16 protein-coding genes are annotated in these 19534 nt (G+C 47.3%); all 16 read right to left on the bottom strand.

From position 1 onward, the window contains the following. Positions 1-37: 37 nt before the first annotated feature. Positions 38-799, bottom strand: coding sequence for a WecB/TagA/CpsF family glycosyltransferase (locus MHB71_RS28090; protein WP_340028248.1), 762 nt, complete (start codon positions 797-799; stop codon positions 38-40). A gap of 7 nt (positions 800-806) precedes the next feature. After that, the gene (gene csaB, locus MHB71_RS28085; protein ID WP_340028247.1) at positions 807-1988 is read right to left on the bottom strand and encodes a polysaccharide pyruvyl transferase CsaB; all 1182 of its coding nucleotides are present in this window, start codon (positions 1986-1988) and stop codon (positions 807-809) included. Next, positions 1964-3985: a DUF5693 family protein gene (locus MHB71_RS28080; RefSeq protein ID WP_340028246.1), complete on the bottom strand. Its 2022-nt coding sequence runs from the start codon at positions 3983-3985 to the stop codon at positions 1964-1966. Before MHB71_RS28080 ends, csaB begins: the two co-directional genes overlap by 25 nt. A 410-nt stretch (positions 3986-4395) precedes the next feature. Further along, entirely contained in the window at positions 4396-6117 is a 1722-nt protein-coding gene (locus MHB71_RS28075; protein WP_340028245.1) for a phospho-sugar mutase, read from the bottom strand. A gap of 111 nt (positions 6118-6228) precedes the next feature. Then, positions 6229-6660, bottom strand: coding sequence for a 3-hydroxyacyl-ACP dehydratase FabZ (gene fabZ / locus MHB71_RS28070; protein WP_036613058.1), 432 nt, complete (start codon positions 6658-6660; stop codon positions 6229-6231). 488 nt (positions 6661-7148) lie between these two features. Continuing rightward, positions 7149-7373, bottom strand: coding sequence for a DNA-directed RNA polymerase subunit beta (locus MHB71_RS28065; protein ID WP_017691949.1), 225 nt, complete (start codon positions 7371-7373; stop codon positions 7149-7151). A gap of 12 nt (positions 7374-7385) precedes the next feature. Further along, positions 7386-8225, bottom strand: a complete 840-nt coding sequence (locus tag MHB71_RS28060; protein WP_340028244.1) for a flagellar hook-basal body protein — start codon at positions 8223-8225, stop codon at positions 7386-7388. Positions 8226-8643: 418 nt separating this feature from the next. Beyond that, a complete protein-coding gene (locus MHB71_RS28055) occupies positions 8644-9528 on the bottom strand; it encodes a flagellar hook-basal body protein (protein WP_105600129.1) in 885 nt (294 codons plus the stop codon). A 102-nt stretch (positions 9529-9630) separates the two neighbouring features. Continuing rightward, positions 9631-10629 (bottom strand): rod shape-determining protein, encoded by a 999-nt coding sequence (locus MHB71_RS28050; protein WP_036612542.1) that lies wholly within the window; start codon positions 10627-10629, stop codon positions 9631-9633. Between the two features lie 219 nt (positions 10630-10848). Then, positions 10849-11136, bottom strand: coding sequence for a sporulation transcriptional regulator SpoIIID (gene spoIIID / locus MHB71_RS28045; protein WP_024632710.1), 288 nt, complete (start codon positions 11134-11136; stop codon positions 10849-10851). Positions 11137-11306: 170 nt separating this feature from the next. Beyond that, positions 11307-12047: a M23 family metallopeptidase gene (locus MHB71_RS28040; protein WP_036667765.1), complete on the bottom strand. Its 741-nt coding sequence runs from the start codon at positions 12045-12047 to the stop codon at positions 11307-11309. A 1038-nt stretch (positions 12048-13085) separates the two neighbouring features. Beyond that, the gene (gene spoIID, locus MHB71_RS28035) at positions 13086-14426 is read right to left on the bottom strand and encodes a stage II sporulation protein D (RefSeq protein WP_340028243.1); all 1341 of its coding nucleotides are present in this window, start codon (positions 14424-14426) and stop codon (positions 13086-13088) included. A 464-nt stretch (positions 14427-14890) separates the two neighbouring features. Further along, the gene (gene murA / locus MHB71_RS28030; RefSeq protein ID WP_017691942.1) at positions 14891-16237 is read right to left on the bottom strand and encodes a UDP-N-acetylglucosamine 1-carboxyvinyltransferase; all 1347 of its coding nucleotides are present in this window, start codon (positions 16235-16237) and stop codon (positions 14891-14893) included. Positions 16238-16759: 522 nt separating this feature from the next. Then, positions 16760-17017, bottom strand: a complete 258-nt coding sequence (locus MHB71_RS28025) for a DUF1146 family protein (protein ID WP_340028242.1) — start codon at positions 17015-17017, stop codon at positions 16760-16762. A 606-nt stretch (positions 17018-17623) separates the two neighbouring features. Then, complete coding sequence (locus MHB71_RS28020) at positions 17624-18028, bottom strand: F0F1 ATP synthase subunit epsilon (protein ID WP_036612555.1); 405 nt, start codon at positions 18026-18028, stop codon at positions 17624-17626. A 62-nt stretch (positions 18029-18090) separates the two neighbouring features. Continuing rightward, on the bottom strand, positions 18091-19494 hold the full coding sequence (gene atpD, locus MHB71_RS28015; RefSeq protein ID WP_047840699.1) for a F0F1 ATP synthase subunit beta: 1404 nt from the start codon (positions 19492-19494) through the stop codon (positions 18091-18093). Positions 19495-19534: the final 40 nt, after the last annotated feature.

Genomic DNA, 19534 nt, shown 5'->3' with positions numbered 1-19534 from the left:
TAGCAAAAACACGCATTTATCTCGCAATTACCTGTTTTTAACGGACTTTCGTCACGTTTTCTTTGTCACGCATCACCTTAACAGCGAATTTCGGAAGCGCAAGCATCCGTCCAGCCCGGCTTGGTTCACGCAATAAGCGATAGAACCACTCCAGTCTTAACTTTTGGAACAGCATAGGCGCACGTTTGGTTTTGCCCGAAATCACATCAAAGCTGCCGCCAACGCCCATGGTTACAGGAACCCGTAGTGCATCTTTGTGCTGGTGAATCCACGGTTCTTGGGTGTCGGCCCCACGTGCTACAAACAACAGATCAGGTGCTGCTTCTCGAATGGAAGCGACGACCTGTTCATCCTCAGCCGGACCAAAATAACCGTCGCGATAACCCACAATTCGAATCGCCGGATACTGCTGTTGTAACCGAACTGCCGTTTCTTGAATCACCTCAGGGGTGGAACCCAGCAGATATACGCCCCATCGATAGTTTTCTCCAACACGCAGCAATTCATGTAAAAGCTCAAAACCCGGCACACGCTCAGCTACAGGATCTCCACAATAGTTTGCAGCCCATACGACACCTGTTCCATCAGGAACAATCAATTCCGCAGCTTGCATAACTTCCATAATTGCGGGATTTTCCAATGCGGCCATAACCATAATGGGATTGGCTGTAATGACCTGATGTGGTGTCTGCTTGGACAGCACAGCTTCCTGGAGAACCTTTACCGTTTCTTTCATCGTCAGTTTGGAAAAAGGAATGCCGTAGATCGAAACGGTAGGTATTGATCCGGTCTGACTCATCTTTATCTCATCCTTTGCGGCCTAAATAGTTGATAATCTGCTGTGCAGGCACTCTGGCTTCCTGCTTCAGTTGGGTGATGCCTTCTTCATGTTCCTTCAACCACTGTGAACGTTGATCCAGCAGTCCAACGACAGTCTTAGCGAGTTTGTCGCCATCGAGTGTATCCGTATTGCCTGCTGGTTCACTATCCAGACGAAGCAGGAATTGATCGATTTTCGGATCATACGAGATACCCACCGGAGGCACATATTGCGAAGCTGCATAGATCAGACTGTGCAGACGCATACCGATGACAAGATCACACTTGCTGACTTCCTCCAGCATAAGCTGAGGGTCGGTCAGATCTTCTGTGATGCTAATCTCGCTGCCTTTGCTGGTCACATCACCTAGCATTTCCATAAGGAATCGTGATGCCTGTTCATCAACCGGCAAATGAAATGGCAGAAAACGCAAGTGCACCGCTCTTTTGGAGCACAGCTTTTTCAATCCTGCGGCAATAGCCGTAAGTTCCTTCCGGTCTGACTCCCAGAAGCGTACCGATACGCCGATCACAGGAAGCTTGGTATGTCCTCCAGTTGAAGGTTCCACTCGATTAGCTTGAGTAGCAGCATCTGCTGAGACAGCACCTGCGCCCCTCTCAACTTTTGTTTCAGGTAATGGCAAACCCATTACGGGGTCGGGTACAACATGGATCTGATTCCACTGTAACCCGAGCCCACGCAGGTAGTCTGCAGATTGTTCATCCCGAACGGATACATAGGTGCAGGCCTTAAAGACCGATTTGATCATTGGATTAAAAATTTTACGATTCACAGGGCCGATCCCCTGTGCATAGATAAACGTTGGTTTTTTCAGCCACTGGGCCAGCTTGATTACACCCAGATAATAAGGAATGGATTTCAGTCCAGTTGCATCCTGCAATAGACTTCCTCCGCCACTGATTAACCCGTCGCTCTCTTTGAGTGCTTCACGGACTTCCTTCAATTTCATACGATGCACGGAGCGCACACCGTACATGGCGGTTGTCGAGTCGGGATCACCCGAGAGAACAATAGGTTCAATCGTTATGTTCGACCTTTGGCTTTCCTCTTCCAGCGCTGTCAAAATCGACTTTAGCACCGCTTCGTCTCCGCTATTGCGGAATCCGTAATACCCCGAGATGACTAACTTTTGAGAAGTGGTGACCATTTTTTCCAACATCCTTCCGCTACTTGCCACACACCCACAGCAATGATACCGAAGATTAAGCCAAGTCCCAATCCCATCACTCCACGAATGAGTGACAATACAGCCGGCGTATGGATATGCGCGAACGTATCCACCATGGACAATTGCCCAATCGCTGCAATAATGAGCACAAAGATGACTTTACGATATTTTAAAGCGGCGAACACGCCAACGATAAATAGCGGGTGTCCCAGCATAAATTCTTTGAATCTCGGACGTACACCGAACGTATCTTCCAACGTGGTACGAAGGAACATCTCCAATGGTGTTACTGAACCCGAGTTGCCTGTACGGCTCAAGTAATAGTACCCAACAACGGCAGCAACAAGCGCCAAAACAACCATTAAAACATTAATTGGCATACGAAGCATTTCTTTAATTTTCTTAATAGAGAACGAACCTGAACCACGATAAAACACAATATAGATCGCTACCAGTGCCATAGGTGCAAAGTGCAACAGACTCACGCCGCGGAACTGGTTAATCACCAGACTGTACGTAATACTGTTAAGCAATGCGATGACAAAAGGTACCGCCAGGAATGACAGAATTGAAGTTCTTACATATAACACCAACGTTTGTTTCAAACGACGACCCGCAGATGCGTCGGGTTGACGCTGTTGCTGATAGTTCACTGTACGAACGGCCAGCACCATCGCTATGGTCGGCGCGGCGATTGCCACAAGCAAGGCAATTCCTTGCTCCAGCAGCGTTGGTTTCAAAAGGAACAATCCTGCACTGCCCACCAAAGCGACCACAAATGCGATCAAAGTCAGTAGTGGGATAAAATAAGAAACCATAAGTGCAATCATGGCAATTGCACCAACAAGAGCAACCAGCTTGGCATAACGCTGAATCGAAGAATCCTTAACTGTAAATGCTTCAGCTTGTCCTAGCTCGAATCCATGCTTCGCCATGCGTTCTACCGCATGACCCGGCTCACCCAGACTATTGATCAGATTCTCAATTGGATCTGTAATCATAGCCTTTGCTGTATTCCGGCTTGGCGATGCATTCATATAGAGCATACGAATGTTGCGATCCTTGGTTGCCAGAACAAAACGGTCAGCAATCGTGTCTACGTCCAGATTGGCATCTCCATCACTAAGCGAGTACAGACGCGTAACGTTGTAATCCGTTTTATATGCAAGGGTCTCGAACCCAGACTGCGGTTTCTTCAAGTTCTCGATAGCTGCAAGACCAATATTGTGCTTGTTCAGCAACTGTGCGAATTGGTCGAGACTTTTCATCTCTTCATTATCATTGTACCCTTTCACAGCATCACCATCAAACAAGATGCGCGTTACGCCATTCTGTTCGAAGAAGGTAAGCAAGCGCTCCATCGATTCTTGGCTGTATGGCACACTGTCCGAGATCCGCGGCAAAATGTAGAAACCTTTATCACGCAGCATCTTCACGGCAACCGGATCGGGCTGCAAAGGCTGCATGTTGGCATTCTCCGGAGGAGTCTGCAATATTAAGCCGCTACGACCTTCATATTCCCATGGTACTACCGGAATCTGCCGATCAGCGAACGTTTGTTCAATAATAGGGGTATACGTCTGTGCGTTTTCCTCTGATGTAAATAACACATACGTGTAATTTGCATTAGAAGGGATCACATCTTTGGTCAGGTTCGCGAGATCCTGGCCGTTATATACCATTAGTCGGCGTGTCTTTCTCAGCTCGTCCAATGTACTTTCGAACACAGCCATCGTTGTTACGCCTGCGTCTTTTAGACGAGTCAATTGTTCATTCATGAAATCTTGCGGATGTGCCTGATACGCTGAGATATCCAGCAGTCCTCGATAGTTAAAGACAAGCTCCACCTTTTTGGCAGAAGATTCTGTCTGCACCCGATCACTGATGACAGGGATGGACGCGACCAGACCGATAATAACGACGAGCCACAACCACTTCCGAGAAGCGTTATTCCAATAAAGCCATTTTTGACGCACTACATGTACCTCCTCAAGTGTTGGAACCAAATGCACGTTCATCTCAAGTAATTCGTTCATCTAACATTTATACAATAGGTTACAAACAGCTTGTGTCAACAAGCCCTCTTATATGCTATATAGATTGAACTAAAGCATTATTTACACTCGCCACTTCGATGGCAGAACAACCTTCCGATCGCTGTTATCCCCCGATTTTTTTGATTCACTTTTAATAAAGGTGAAAATCTGGTGATAAAGGCGAACGTTTCACTTCTTCAGGTTATTCTGCCCTCTACGTTCTCGTGTAAATGTTCAGTTCAATTTATATAGATCCATCTGTAATATTATTTCAAAGAAAAACCCCTCCGCCAACCAACCTTACGGTGCGGAGAGGCCTTCTCATGTTCTTGCTCATTGTTGCATTTGTATTATTGTGCGTCTACACGCGACATCACTGTAGTCACCAGACGCTCGATCCGGCTTTCCGCATCTTCCAAATTCTCTCCACGCACGGCGAAGTATACTTTGATCTTCGGTTCTGTTCCTGAAGGACGCAAGCAGAACCATGAACCGTCTGCCAAAATGAACTTCAGTACGTTCTCCTTCGGAAGACCGTCCAGACCAAGGGAGTAGTCCAGTACATCTTGTACAGCAATTCCCGCTACTTCTTGTGGTGGATTAGAACGCCAGTCCGTCATTTTGGCTTGAATCTGAGCTACGCCGTCTTTGCCTTTCAGCGTACGGGACTCCAGCTTCTCCAAGAAGTATCCGAATTGGTTGTACAGCTCTTGCAAGACATCATACAGCGTCTTGCCTTGGCTCTTATAATACGCAGCTGCTTCAGCAATTAGCATCGAGGCAAGGACAGCATCCTTGTCACGGGCATAGTTACCGGAAAGGTAGCCATAACTCTCTTCATATCCGAACAAGAATGTATGACTGCCTGTTGCTTCGAACTGGTTCATTTTTTCACCGATATATTTGAAACCTGTCAGTGTGTTCATCACTTCTGCACCATAATGTTCAGCAATAACAGCACCCATCTCACTTGTTACGATTGTTTTCACAACCGCACCGTTGCTTGGAAGTGTACCCGTCTCTTGCAGGCGACTGAGCAGGTAATGTACCATAATGGCACCAGACTGGTTACCGGACAAGACGAAATATTTGCCATCATTGTCTTTCACGACAGCACCCATACGGTCTGCATCCGGATCTGTTCCGATCAGAATGTCAGCGCCTACGGATTCTCCCAGCTTCATTGCAAGCGTAAACGCTTCGCGTTCTTCCGGGTTAGGGGATTTCACGGTAGAGAACTCAGCATCCGGCTGTTCTTGTTCAGCTACAATGTGCACTTGCTCGAATCCGATCTGCTCCAGTACGCGACGTACAGGGATGTTGCCTGTTCCGTGCAGCGGTGTGTAAACGATTTTGAAATCACGGCCTATGCCGGATTGGATCAGTTCGCGGCTCAGACTGCGGCTTGCTACGGTATCCACAAACGCTTGATCTTGGTCTTCACCCAACCAGATCAGGAGCCCTTGAGCTTCTGCTTCTTCTTGCGTCAGTTTCTTCACATCAGCAAGGGAAGGTACTTCCTGAATGTACTGAATGACCTTTTCCGCTTCAGCCGGTACCAATTGACCGCCCTCATGATTGTAGACCTTATATCCGTTATATTCCGGTGGGTTATGGCTCGCTGTTACAACGATCCCTCCAGTTGCCTTCTGATGACGCACTGCGAATGACAACTCAGGAGTTGAACGCAGGGATGGGAACAGCTTGGCTACAATGCCGTTTCCAGCCAGTACAAGCGCAGCATCCAGTGTGAATTCAGGTGAGAAATGACGGGAATCATGAGCAATGACAACAGAAGGTTTACCTTCTTGATCACCATGCTGCTCAAGCAAATAACGCGCAAATCCTTGCGTTGCCCGACCTACGGTGTAACGGTTCATCCGGTTGCTTCCGGCACCAATGACTCCACGCAATCCACCTGTACCAAACTCAAGGTTTCTGTAAAAACGTTCCTCCAGCTCTTTCGGCTGATCCTGCAAGTCACGAAGCTCCTGTTTCGTTGCTTCATCAATCGAAGCATCCTCCAACCATTGCTGCAACGTCTCTGCTGCTGCTGTGCTTAACTGTTCCATTCCGATAAACCCCTTCCGTCTATATAAATTCAGGTGTGCTGAGTTACTTCAGCATCTTGCATCATTCGGTTCGTCTACGTTCCTGCATGATGTAAATGCTCACGTATGTAATCAGCTTGGGTCAGACAGTGCAAACATGATCTCGCCTTCAGCGACCACTTTGTCGTTCACTCGGGCAGTTGCTTTACCTTTACCAATAGAACCCTTCAGACGTGTAATCTCCACTTCCAGAATCAACGTATCTCCGGGCACAACTTGTCCACGGAATCGGAAGTTGTCCAGTCCCGCCAAAAAGCCGATTTTTCCTTTGTTGCCTTCCAAATTCAGAATGGCTACTGCACCAACTTGCGCCAGCGCTTCTGTAATCAGTACACCCGGCATTACCGGATACTCTGGGAAATGACCAATGAAGAAAGGTTCGTTAATGGTTACGTTTTTCAAACCAACGGCACGTTTACCATCCTCAATCTCTAGAATCTTGTCCACCAGCAGAAACGGGGGGCGGTGCGGGATGATTTCTTGAATCTGTTTGATATCGAGCACAGTGTAATCTCCTCTCGGGATGTTTATATGAGCCTTCTTCATCATGGACTGACTCTTAGCGCTACGGTGGTCGTTACGGTTACGGAGCGTCCCTCTGATCGCTGTTGTCTCCGAATTTTTTTGATCAACCTCAGAGAGGTCAAAATTCGGTGACAAAGGCGAGCGCTTCGCTTCTTCTGAACGATTCCGTTCCCTCCACTTACTTCGATGCTGCAAGGTCAACCCCCACATGACAAAGTCAAAAGCTCATATAAATGGGTTTTTAATTTTTGAATTTTGTATGGAAAGCATATTTTGGGTTAACACTAGTGATATCCTTCATGACTGCAGTAGTGAAGGTTAAGATAAGGGGTCTCTCTTCGCGATGACGAATGTCTTTCGCAGGGGAGGCCTCTTTTGTGACGTCAAACGTCATCCATCATTATACTGTTTTCAACGTCAAAAAGAAAACTCCTGCCTGCGCAGGAGTTTTCGCTTAACTCGTTACATTATGGAGCGAATACCAGATTATATACATGTTCCCATGTACTCCATTGCCATACGGAACCGATATCCTGTTTGCCCAGTACCACATATCCAGCTACCATTCCGCCAGCGAGGGCAAGAACAAGCAGAACCGGAACCAGGAACCATCTTGCGATGCGCCATCCACTCTTCTTCTTCTTGACTTCCTTTTTCTCCGGCTTACTGTTCTGCTGCTGTGTTTCTGTCATCACATTCACCTTTTACGCTCTCATATTGTTGGCAAGACCCAACATGGAATCACTTGAAGTTAGCGCCTTTGCCGCCAGCTGATATGTCCGCTGTCCTTGCATAAGCAAAGACATCTCCTGTGTCAGATCCACATTGGATTGCTCTAGGAATCCTGGACGAATCAATGCAGCTGCTTGACGGGTAGCTGCATTAGCACCAAATACATCATCCTCGGTCAATCCTGCATCCAGACCAAACAGGTTATCCGCATACTGCACCAGCCCCTCAGGGCGTTCAATGTCTACCACTTGCAGCTGTGCTCCAATGGTTGCGTTTGCCGCATTACCGCGTCGGATTAACAGGTTGCCATTTTCATCAAAAGCAACTTTGCTATTATTCGGTGCCGTAATACGATTGCCTAGACGATCCAAGGCAAAGTGGCCTTCGCCATTAACCATCACCATCATATCAGGTGAATTCGGAGTAGGCTTAGGTCTTGTATCAGGTACAAAATGAAATGCACCTTGACGTGTCCACATTTTCTCCCCATTCGCTTCAACTGCAAACATCGCATTTCCTTCAATGGCCAGATCGGTCGGAAGGCCAGTCTCGTTCATGGGGCCTTGAGACATATCCTTCGTTACATCTGCCAAGCGAGCACCGAAACCGAGGTTATATCCCATCGGTGTGGAACGTCCATCCAGTTTGTACTTGTCCGGTTGTTGTTGAACCCGGGTCAGCACATCCTCGAATGCCGCCTGCTTGCTCTTATAGCCTGCCGTATTCACGTTGGCAATATTATCGGAAATGACATCCAGACGCTGCTGTATGGCAGTCATGGAAACCTTGGCACTAATCATGGAATTATTCATTGGTGGTATACCCTCCCTTGTGTCCTGTCCACCCTCCCAAACCCTCCCTAGTAGGGAGGGCCCCAGATGGCGCTGCCCTCTGGACTCCCGAAACAGGCGGATTAGGTAAGTGGGGTACGATCTTGCTAAGTGACGGTGGTGTGTGTTCGCCGCGACTGCCCGACTATGATTCCCGCCATCGTTTCACATGGCTGAATCATAGTCGGGCACGCTCTTTATGCGGCGTGTAGCTCCGCGGGGTCTCTCCTTGCTTTGCTCCGCAAAGGACTGTCGAGACCATCGCTTCGCTCAAGTACTGCTACGCATTCCTCGCATAGGCTCGGTTGCGTCTAGGTCTTGCGCTTCGCGTGAGCCTCTGTTCTTTGCTGCGCAAAGGGCGTTTGGCTCTCCGCTGAGCGGTTATATTTAAACGTCGGCGTTATACACGCCCGACTTCATTGACGGCTTTATCCAGACTGCGGTCGTAGAATTGTACGATCTTCTGGTTTGCTTCATACGCACGGAATGCGGCGTTCATATCAACCGTTGCCTGTGAGGCATCCACATTGGAACCTTCCAGGTATCCCTGACGGATCTGCACATTATCACCGGCAGCCATCATCCGGGACGTTGCCCCGTTTGCATCGCTGAGACTGAAATTGCCATTACCTTGACGAACCAGTTGATTCGGCTGGTCAATGACACTAATGCCAAGAGTAACTCCTGTTGGTGCACCCGTTGCTGCATCTACCAAACGGCCTTGCTCATCCACTTTAAATTGCTCCACAGAACCTGTCAACACTACAGGTTGTCCATTATTATCCAACACTTGTGAACCTGTTGAACTCAGCAATTGTCCCGTTCCAGTGATCTCGAAGTGACCATCGCGTGTATATCCGGTGTTACCTTCTGCATCCTGAACTGTAAAATACGCCTGAGGCTGGTAAGTCACCGTGCCGTCGGCCCGTACAAATTTGCCTGATGCGTCAAACGGGACAGGTTGTCCAGTCTGCGGATCATTGACAGTCATATTGGATGAAATGGAAAAATCATTTTTCTGCCCAGTCTCCATAATGGTCCCCTGCAAATTCATGGACAAACTCTCTTCCGCGAACACCCCCGTGTTCAGCTTGCCCAGCCGCTTTGTTGGAAGATTTGCATCTCCGCCTACCAAAGTAATGAGCATTTCCGGGAAGGAACGGCTTACGCTGTTCACCTGTTTATATCCCGTGGTGTTCATATTTACGATATTCTGTGTTGCTGTGTCATGGCGGCGTTGTTGCGTAATCATTCCCGCAGTAGCGGTGTACAGACCTCTTAACATGAATTAACCCCTCTCCTCAAGCGCTTGACCTGCATCACAGGTTGGCTGCTTGTCCGTTCTGCTTTCCGAGCATGGCGAACCTTTGCTATTTATATCGACAGATTAGAACTTTTTCTTAACCACCTGATCCAAATTATTAAGCATTATGCCTGTCCCCTTCACGACACAGTGCATTGGATCTTCCGCCACCCATACCGGTACATGCAATTCATTGGACAAAAGCTCGTCCAGTCCGTTCAGCAATGCACCTCCGCCAGTCAATACAACACCACGGTCGATAATGTCCGCTGACAATTCAGGCGGTGTACGTTCCAATACCGATTTGGCTGCCACGATGATGGATTGTACGGAATCCCAAAGCGCTTCCTGTACTTCATTGCCCGATATCGTTACGGTAACAGGAAGGCCGGATACCATATCGCGTCCGCGAATGTCCATCTCTGTTTGATGTCCACCCGGATGTACGGTACCAATCGCAATTTTGATGTCTTCAGCGGTCCGTTCACCGATCATGAGCTTGTACTTGGCTTTGATAAACTTGATAATGGCTTCGTCGAACTTGTCCCCTGCGACTTTAATAGAAGAGGCGGTGACCACGTCGCCCATAGAAAGGACTGCAACGTCAGTCGTACCGCCGCCGATATCCACGACCATATTGCCGCTCGGCTGAAAAATATCCATTCCCGCACCGATCGCTGCCGCTTTCGGCTCTTCTTCCAGAAACACTTCTTTGGCACCGCTGCGTTCTGCCGCCTCACGGATGGCCTTCTGCTCCACGGAAGTAATGTTCGTTGGTGCACAAATCAAAATCCGAGGGTGGCTGTACCAGCTTCTTGCACCCACACGATTAATGAAATGTCTGAGCATCGCTTCTGTAATCTCGAAGTCCGCAATAACGCCGTCACGCAGCGGTCTAATGGCAACAATGTTACCTGGAGTACGCCCCACCATACGACGCGCTTCTTCCCCAACAGCAAGGACACGCTTCGTATCTCTTTCAATGGTCACGACGGAAGGTTCATCGAGGACAACCCCACTTCCTTTCACGTGAATAAGCACGTTAGCCGTGCCAAGATCAATACCGATATCCTTGCTAAACATAAAAGAGCCCCCAAAGTGATATTATTTGGTCAGCGTATCCTGTGAAAAAGAGTCCCTTATCACGTCACCGCTCGTTCGACAAAGTGCAACATATATATGTAAAAATCGGGCTGATAAGATGTCATAATTCGATCCTGTACCAGCATTTAACATATCATACTTCAGGGGAGGGATTCAATGCATGTGTGAGCTTTTTGGCCTACGTCTTTGTGAAGATGCTTACGATTTGGCGGAAGCCAACACCTCACGTTTCTTGCCACTCGTTTTTTTGTATTTAATTTTGGTCGCTTCACCGCCCCGCAAATGGCGGATGGACTTGTGATACTCCAAAATGTGTTTCACCTGGTCAGCAAGATCAGGGTTGATTTCCGGCAGACGCTCCGTCAGATCCTTATGCACAGTACTCTTTGACACGCCGAATTCTTTGGCTATGGTACGGACCGTATTCCTCGTCTCAACAATGCAGCGACCAATTTTGATGGTCCGTTCCTTGATGTAATCGTGCACGCTCCCGCCTCCCTACTGTGTGGATAGTTTGGTACATTATATGAGGAGCATGCCTATATATTCGCGGTTTAGAGGTGTGACAAGCTTCGAAGGTCCCATTATTTTCTGAAAAGCACAAAAAGAGCAGAGGTTTAACCCTCTGCCCGTCATGTTGCTGCGGTAAAATTCATTTATTTTTCCGGAAGATATCCTTGCGGGTTAACTGGCTGTCCGTCTTCGTACACTTCAAAGTGAAGGTGGTTGCCAAGCGTTTTACCCAATTCATTGACGCCAGCGGATGCAATCGCATCTCCCTGTTTCACTTCGTCGTCCTGTTTCACTTTGACGTCTGCCAAGCTTTGGTATACCGTTTTCAGGTTATCGCTGTGTGTGATTTCCACAACTTGACCTGTGAGCGGATTTTGCTCAACCCGGGTAACTTTACCGGCAAGCGCTGCTTTTACTTCAAACGTTTTGTTATCCCCACGTGCCAGATCCACACCTGTGTTCGGGATGAATGTATCATTGTACTGCACCATTGCCGCTTCATGTTCCTCGGTTGAAGCTTCGCTATCATAGAAAGGTTTTACTACCGAAATTTCAGACGGTACCGCTACCGGCCATACAAAATTCTCCGACTTTGCAACAACTTCCACACTTTCTTCTTCTCCGCCTACTGCTGTTCCTTCTGTACCCGCCGATGCGCCTGTTTCTACTACCCCGCTAGCAGGGTCCGAGTTCAGCGTTTTGTCGCCTGTGCCCTGATAGACCCACACTAAGGTTAGTATAATGCCTGCTGCTGCGATGTAGGCTGCCGGGAAGACCCAGCGTTTGGACATTGCTCTTTTCCATGAAGAGGGCTGGCTAGCCGGTACTCCTTGAGTTGTTTTAGGAGTTTCTTCTTGGTTTGTTTTTTTGTTTTGTTCATTCATGTTAATCACCTCAGTAACAAGTGTTACCGGGTGCAACTCTTTTATACACGCGCGACTCTAATTATTTTCACGGAGGTTTCAGAGAGTGCTATATATGTGAAGGGTGAGTGGTTAGTGCGTGCGCCGCTTCGGGGCCAGAAAACCTTTCGACCGCTGGTTACTACCAGATTTCTTCTATCACCTTCTTCAAAGGTGAAATCCGGTAGTGAAGGCGGACACTTTGTTTCTACAGGTCTTTTCTGTCCCCTGCGCTCCCCATACGCTAGCACTCTCCTCATATATAGCCGAATCTCGAAAGCTCCGGAATGGGTGTTGGTAGACTGGTCCGGATTGGCTGTAGAGGCCAATCCTTCTATGAAGTGCATTTATCGGTGAGAGCGAAATGATATAGGATGTGACTGGATAATACAGATGTAAGGTGCTCTAGGTTCGTTAAAGTGAGATGTGAGATTAGAGATTTGGCGATGCCACATCAATAATAACTGTTCAATACAACATCTAGATTTAAAAGAAGCTCGATCATGAATGGTTACAGTATAGTTAGAAGTTGCTTGGTAGGCGGGGAACATAAATCAATTTTTTAACCTTAGAGCTTGGAAACTTGATTTCAACGTTCTGATTTTATTTTTGGTTTGGCTGCTTATTGCGAATGAACATGTGGTGAATGACAGCACCCTCAATTTTGCTAATGATTAGATAATAATATATTTCTAACGACCTCAGGCCGCCTTATTGGCAGGGAAACCGTGGCTTAGGAATTCTAACGAACCGTAGACACGCTAATTACTCTTTTGGGCGCTATTATCGGATCAGTTCGGTGGTATGTCGTGATATAACGTGTCCGAGATTTTTTAGAATTTCCATTCGTTGTGATAACGCCCAATAAGGTCTCTCAGATTCGTTAGCGCGCCAATGGTATGTGGGAAGTCTGATGAGTTCCAAACCTAAATTGCTCTCATTCACATACATTTGTATACATTCGCACATACTCCTACTCATTCGAATTATTTCGCTTTACCCATCCTTGTTAATTCCCTCCTACTTCGACGCAAGCATCTTAGATGCCTGTCCGAATGAAATGCCGGTATAGTAGTGTTTGAGAATTTGGGTGGCCGTGTGTCCCCCCTGCGCCATGCCGTTTGCTCCCCATTGGCTCATGCCAACCCCATGACCGTAACCGTACGTTGTAATCTGGATTTCGTCACCTGTGGTCTTCCAACTGAACTGGCTGGATCTTAATCCAAGCAGTTTACGAACCTCGGGTCCACTGAATGTCTCACCTGCAATCTGCATTTCCTTAATTCGATGCCCTTTGGTTGTAGACAATACTTCCATCCACGATCCACCCTTCTGGGCGGTAACCGGAATGGCATCCAAGTTTAACTTTTGCAGAATCTCGTTACGCTTCATGGTGACGGTCTGTTTGAATCCTGGTGCCAGGTTTTTGTCCCACGGACTGTCTACACTTTGCAGATACGGCACAGCGTTTCCCCATACATCCTCAGCATTCTCGGTATACCCATTACTTGTGGAAAAAAAGGATGCGGTGATTGCCTTGCCCTGATATGTCATCACCGTATCTCGACTTTCGCGCACAGCCTGTTGCAGCTTCTCCCATTCCTTCGCCTTCCCTAGACGCGTCCAATCCGCTTTCACCTGATCTGGCGGAATAAACACCTGATGGTTGACCGTATCCGTCACATCCGCCGCACCTGATGGAACACCGCTTGTATCACTCGCAGCTAACCTACGCACGATAAATGTACGAGCAGCTATTGCCTGCGCCTTTAACGCCTCCAGTCTGAATTCCGCTGGCATCTCAGCTGCCACAACCCCGGTAACATAGTCTTCCAATGGCAGATTCATCGTTGTGCCCGTTGCAGACAGGTATACGCGCACTTTAGGTTCAGGGTACGTAACAGGAACGGCTGGCGCAGGAGCTGGGGTTCTTGTACTGCTTGAATCTGTTGGAGCAGGGATCGGCTTTGGTGATTCGCTTGTCCGCGGCCATACCAGAATTACCGGAATCAGCAGCGCCATCGCCAATAAGGCAGATACAGCGGCAGCAGGTTGCCATCGCGTCGTATTACGTCCCCATCGGGGTTTTCGTCCAAATGTCCGCATTCGGCGACGCTTCACTCGGCGGAACTGGTCCAGCTCAATAACAGGTATATGAATATGCTCGGTTGTCTTTCGGTTCAGTTCATCTGCCGACACCCGTCCTGGATTGGATAATCTTGCAGGCTGTGATGGAACAGTCCTCAGGTTCAATGGGGCAGGCTTGTCTTTTTCCACTCCAGAAACGGTATTTCCCTCCGGCTCTTGCATACCTGGACGAGGGACAAGGGGTACCTTTACCTGTACACGAGCTTCTTTCATTCGAATATAACCCTCCGTTATCTATGGCCGGTCATGTGCCGGTCGTGTTGTTCAAATCCATAGTTTAGGTTATGAGCTGGCTTGATCTGATAGAACCTGATTTGAGAGAAACGAGGCCCTTTTCGTTCTGTTCAATTTCTTGTTTTCTTTTGCTATGTACATCTTAGAAACGTTGATCTGTCGCTGAATACCAGTGTTAGCTGGAATCGACACTCTATATAAAGTACGCTCTTTCATTTGGTTCAGAATCGATACAGAATACGATGTTATGCTATACAAGTTAGGACCAGCTATTAATAGAATCAGGTATCAAATATCTCGTTGCCTTCTTAAAACACAAAAAAAGCCAAGCCAGATGGCTTAGCTTTATCATTTTTTTACAATATACGTTCCATCGCATTCATAATCCACACAACTGTGTGACTTATAATAGAGGGACCATATTTTTTCTATTCAATCCAGTGTTAAGCCAAAGTTGGTTGCACCTTAAACATCGGTACTTCTTTCTCCACTTTTTCACTAGGTGCTTTGGTTGCTTCCAGCTTAGGCTCATCAACCGAGATCCGATAGATGTCAGCGCCAAGTCCGTTAAGCTTCTCAGCGAGATGTACATAGCCACGGTCGATGTGATGAACACCGCCCACTTCCGTTGTACCTTCAGCAACAAGACCTGCAATAATGAGTGCGGCACCCGCACGCAGATCGGTAGCCGTTACTTTGGCACCCTTCAGTTTGGCATTACCTGTGACGATGGACGAACGTCCTTCAACTTTGATCTCCGCATTCATCAATTGGAATTCATCCACATGCATGAATCGGTTTTCAAAAACAGTCTCTGTCACGACACTTGTTCCTTCAGATGCAAGCAAGAGTGCCATCATCTGGGATTGCATATCGGTCGGGAATCCTGGGTATGGTAATGTTTTTACATCCACAGCCTTAAGAGGGCGATCTGCGATTACACGCACGCCATTCTCATCCGGTTGGATTGTAACACCCATCTCTTCAAGCTTCGCGATAACGGAGCCTAAATGATCAGAGATTGCACCTTCAATGTACACGTCACCACCCGAAATTGCAGCAGCAGCCATATACGTACCAGCTTCTACCCGATCCGGAATAACGGTGTGTGTAACACCTGTCAGTTTCTCCACACCTTCAATGCGGATCACTCCAGTACCAGCACCACGTACGATGGCACCCATTCCATTCAGGAAGTTGGCAAGATCCACAATCTCAGGTTCTTTTGCCGCGTTCTCCAGAACAGTTACACCTTCGGCCAATGTTGCAGCCATCATAATATTTTGAGTGGCACCTACGGAAGCCACATCCAGATAAATTTTCGCGCCACGCAACCGACCTTGGCTACGAGCTTCGATATAACCTTGGCCCAAGCTGATCTCTGCGCCCATGGCTTCAAAACCTTTCAAATGCTGATCAATAGGCCGTGTACCGATGGCACATCCACCAGGAAGTGAGATTCTTGTATGACCCATACGAGTCAACAAAGGCCCCATGACCAGGAAAGACGCCCGCATTTTACTTACCCATTCATACGGGGCTTCACAGGAAGTAAGTTTCTCCGCATTTACGGTAATCACTTCGTCCCGGTATGTAACTCCCGCTCCCAGCGATTCCAACACCTTGTTAATCGTCATCACATCGTCTAGAGGAGGCGCGTCAATAATAACGCTTTGTCCTTCTTCCCCTAAGAGAGAGGCAGCGATGATCGGAAGAACAGAATTTTTAGCGCCGCTAACTTTGACACTTCCGGTCAACCTTTTGCCACCGCGGACGATAAATTTGCTCATCATGGTTCCCTCCGCGCTTTTATTCCCTTTTCTTCATTCCGGAATACGTAAGCCCCACTATGCTAGAAAGGACTGTTGCTGTGTGTGGAATTTCGACATATTCTGGCATATTGCCACAGATGTCTGTTCAGAAAAGAATTGGTTTTTATAATCCATATCAATGATACCATGTGCCGTGCATCTTGCTATTCAGCATGTAAAAATCAGTGTCTTACAAGCCAGCAGAGCATCAGAACAGACAGAGTGGGATGGTTATTAGCCGGCATGAACCGGATATCCCGTTTATAACTACAAAATAAGTGAACAATTGTGAATTCCCTAACTTCCATCATAACATTGTTGAATTGTACGATACAAGCATTTTTACATAAAACATCTCAAATTCATCCAATTTTACGTCACATTTTTTTCTTAATTTCTTTACCGACAACTCATACTCTAATTGTTAACACAATTAATCGATGTTATTCGACAATGAGCAGCTTGAAGAACCTAACAGATGATTAACCAACCATCTCAACATTAAAACAAATTACGCAACATTTGAGTCCAGGACAAGTAGTCAATGACAAAGCCAGCAACGGCATGCCCCAAAATGATGGCGAGCAACAAATGCAACAGTCTTCCCTGAGCACCTCGTGGTTGCCTGATGATTAAATCCAGTTTGAGATTTGTCAAAGCCCACCAAGACAACGCAATACATAACAGGGAGACGATGATTGAGACCAAGCCATTGGTGCTTAACGCTTGGTTCACCTGATTCATCAGATCAGTATCCATATATTCTTTACCTCCACATTTGTTGCAGCGATCAGCATATCATATGCCCGGCACCCATAACTTGTTAGTATACTGGAATGTCTTAAGCACAACATACTGAGCGTACTGTCAGATTTACTCCTGCCAGGCAGGAATCTCCTGATGCCCAATCACCGAGCAGCAACAATGCGGCTGTGCATGACTATGGAATCTACTACGCAGCTTCCTGCTTCTGCTGACTCTATGGAATATAGGCTCTTTCATCATACATTGTCAATTACATTGATTTCCACTTCTAAAATATTTTAATTTTAAAATGCCGGGATTTTGTGACTAAAACGACATAAAAGAGCGCTATTTCGATATCGATTCTGTCATTTCCTCGGAAATAATTTAAATTTACTCATGAAAAAAATGGTTCTCTTAGTGGTAAATGCGCCCACTACTTTAGTCCTACATTCTATTCAAATAATCATAATCGGTGAATAGTTTGCTTAAAATACTTCTGTTTACTGAAGGGATAGGATGGATTTATGGTCAGCCCTTTTGATATATTCGATAAAACAATTCTATCAAACAAACTCAAAAAAGCCCGGCAGACTAAGCCGCCAGGCTTCAAAGAATCGTTTATTTGCCGAACACATTAATCCGGTTAACCGCTTTTTGCAGCGCAATCTCTGCACGACGGTGATCAAAGTGGTCCTGATTGCTTTGGCTTGCAAGCCGACGTTCTGCCCGCTCTTTCGCCGCACGCGCACGATCCACATCAATGCTTTCCGGGAATTCAGCACTCTCTGCGAGTACAACAACCTTATCTTTACGAACTTCGATAAACCCGCCACCGATAGCAACTCGTTTATTTTCTTTTCCGTTATGGATATAGATTGGTGCAATCTGCAAAGGTGTAACCATAGGAATATGACCTGGCAGAATGCCCAGTTCCCCTTCAATACCACGAGCCGTAATGCTATTCACCTGTTCTGAATAGACCAAACGCTCGGGTGTTACGATTTCCAACAAAAAGGTGCTCAATTCCATCCCTCCTGAAATATCCGAAGGATAGCCCGCTTCATAAGGACAATCCTGGATTCAGACTAAACCAGTGTTTTGGCTTTCTCCACTGCCTCTTCAATTGTACCAACAAAGAGGAAAGCTGCTTCCGGAAGATCATCATACTTACCTTCGAGAATCTCTTTAAAGCTGCGCACCGTTTCTTTAACTGGAACGTATTTACCCGGAATACCGTTAAATGCTTCAGCAACGTGGAAAGGCTGGGACAAGAAACGTTGGATTTTACGAGCACGGTATACAAGCGCTCTATCTTCTTCACTCAACTCGTCCATACCCAGGATTGCAATGATATCTTGCAATTCATTGTAACGTGCCAAGATACGTTTAACGCCTTGAGCTACGCTGTAGTGTTCTTCACCTACAACTTCAGGGGACAAGATCCGGGAGCTGGAAGCCAGTGGATCTACCGCAGGGTAGATACCCATCTCGGAAATTTTACGCTCCAAGTTCGTCGTTGCATCCAAGTGAGCAAACGTCGTTGCAGGAGCCGGGTCAGTGTAGTCATCCGCAGGCACGTAGATGGCCTGGATGGATGTTACAGAACCTTTTTTCGTTGATGTGATACGTTCTTGCAGTTGACCCATTTCTGTTGCCAGCGTAGGTTGGTAACCTACCGCGGAAGGCATACGTCCAAGCAAGGCAGATACTTCTGAACCCGCTTGGGTGAAACGGAAGATATTATCGATAAAGAGCAACACGTCACGGCCTTCTTCATCACGGAAGTATTCCGCCATCGTCAGACCTGTGAGGGCTACACGAAGACGTGCGCCTGGAGGCTCGTTCATTTGTCCGAAGACCATTGCTGTTTTGTTGATAACGCCGGAATCACTCATCTCGTGATACAAGTCATTACCTTCACGTGTACGCTCACCAACACCCGCAAATACGGAGATACCGCCGTGCTCTTGTGCGATGTTGTTGATCAATTCTTGAATGGTTACCGTCTTACCTACACCGGCACCACCGAAGAGACCGATTTTACCACCTTTAGCGTAAGGAGCGAGCAAGTCGATAACTTTGATTCCTGTCTCCAACATTTCTGCTTGGGTAGTCAGTTCATCAAATGCAGGTGCTGAACGGTGAATCGGGTTCTTGTGCTCAGCAGCTACGGCACCGCCAGTATCAATCGCTTCGCCGAGTACGTTAAATACACGACCCAGTGTTGCTTCTCCGACGGGTACAGAGATTGGTGCTCCTGTATCTAAAGCTTCCATACCACGAACAAGTCCATCCGTGGAGGACATCGCAATACAACGTACTCGGTTGTCACCCAGATGTTTCGAAGCTTCGAGTGTAAGGTTTACACTAACGCCGCTCTCACTTACTGTAGTGATCGTAATGGCATTGAGGATTTCCGGCAGACCGCCGCGATCAAACTCGACGTCAACAACCGGACCCATGATGCTCACAACGCGTCCTTTGTTCATCTTAACGTTCCCCTCCTACAAGCCTGCTACTTTTGCAAAA

Source organism: Paenibacillus sp. FSL H7-0940, from assembly GCF_037979415.1.
Classification (GTDB): domain Bacteria; phylum Bacillota; class Bacilli; order Paenibacillales; family Paenibacillaceae; genus Paenibacillus; species Paenibacillus amylolyticus.
This window is presented reverse-complemented; position numbering and strand designations above follow the sequence as displayed.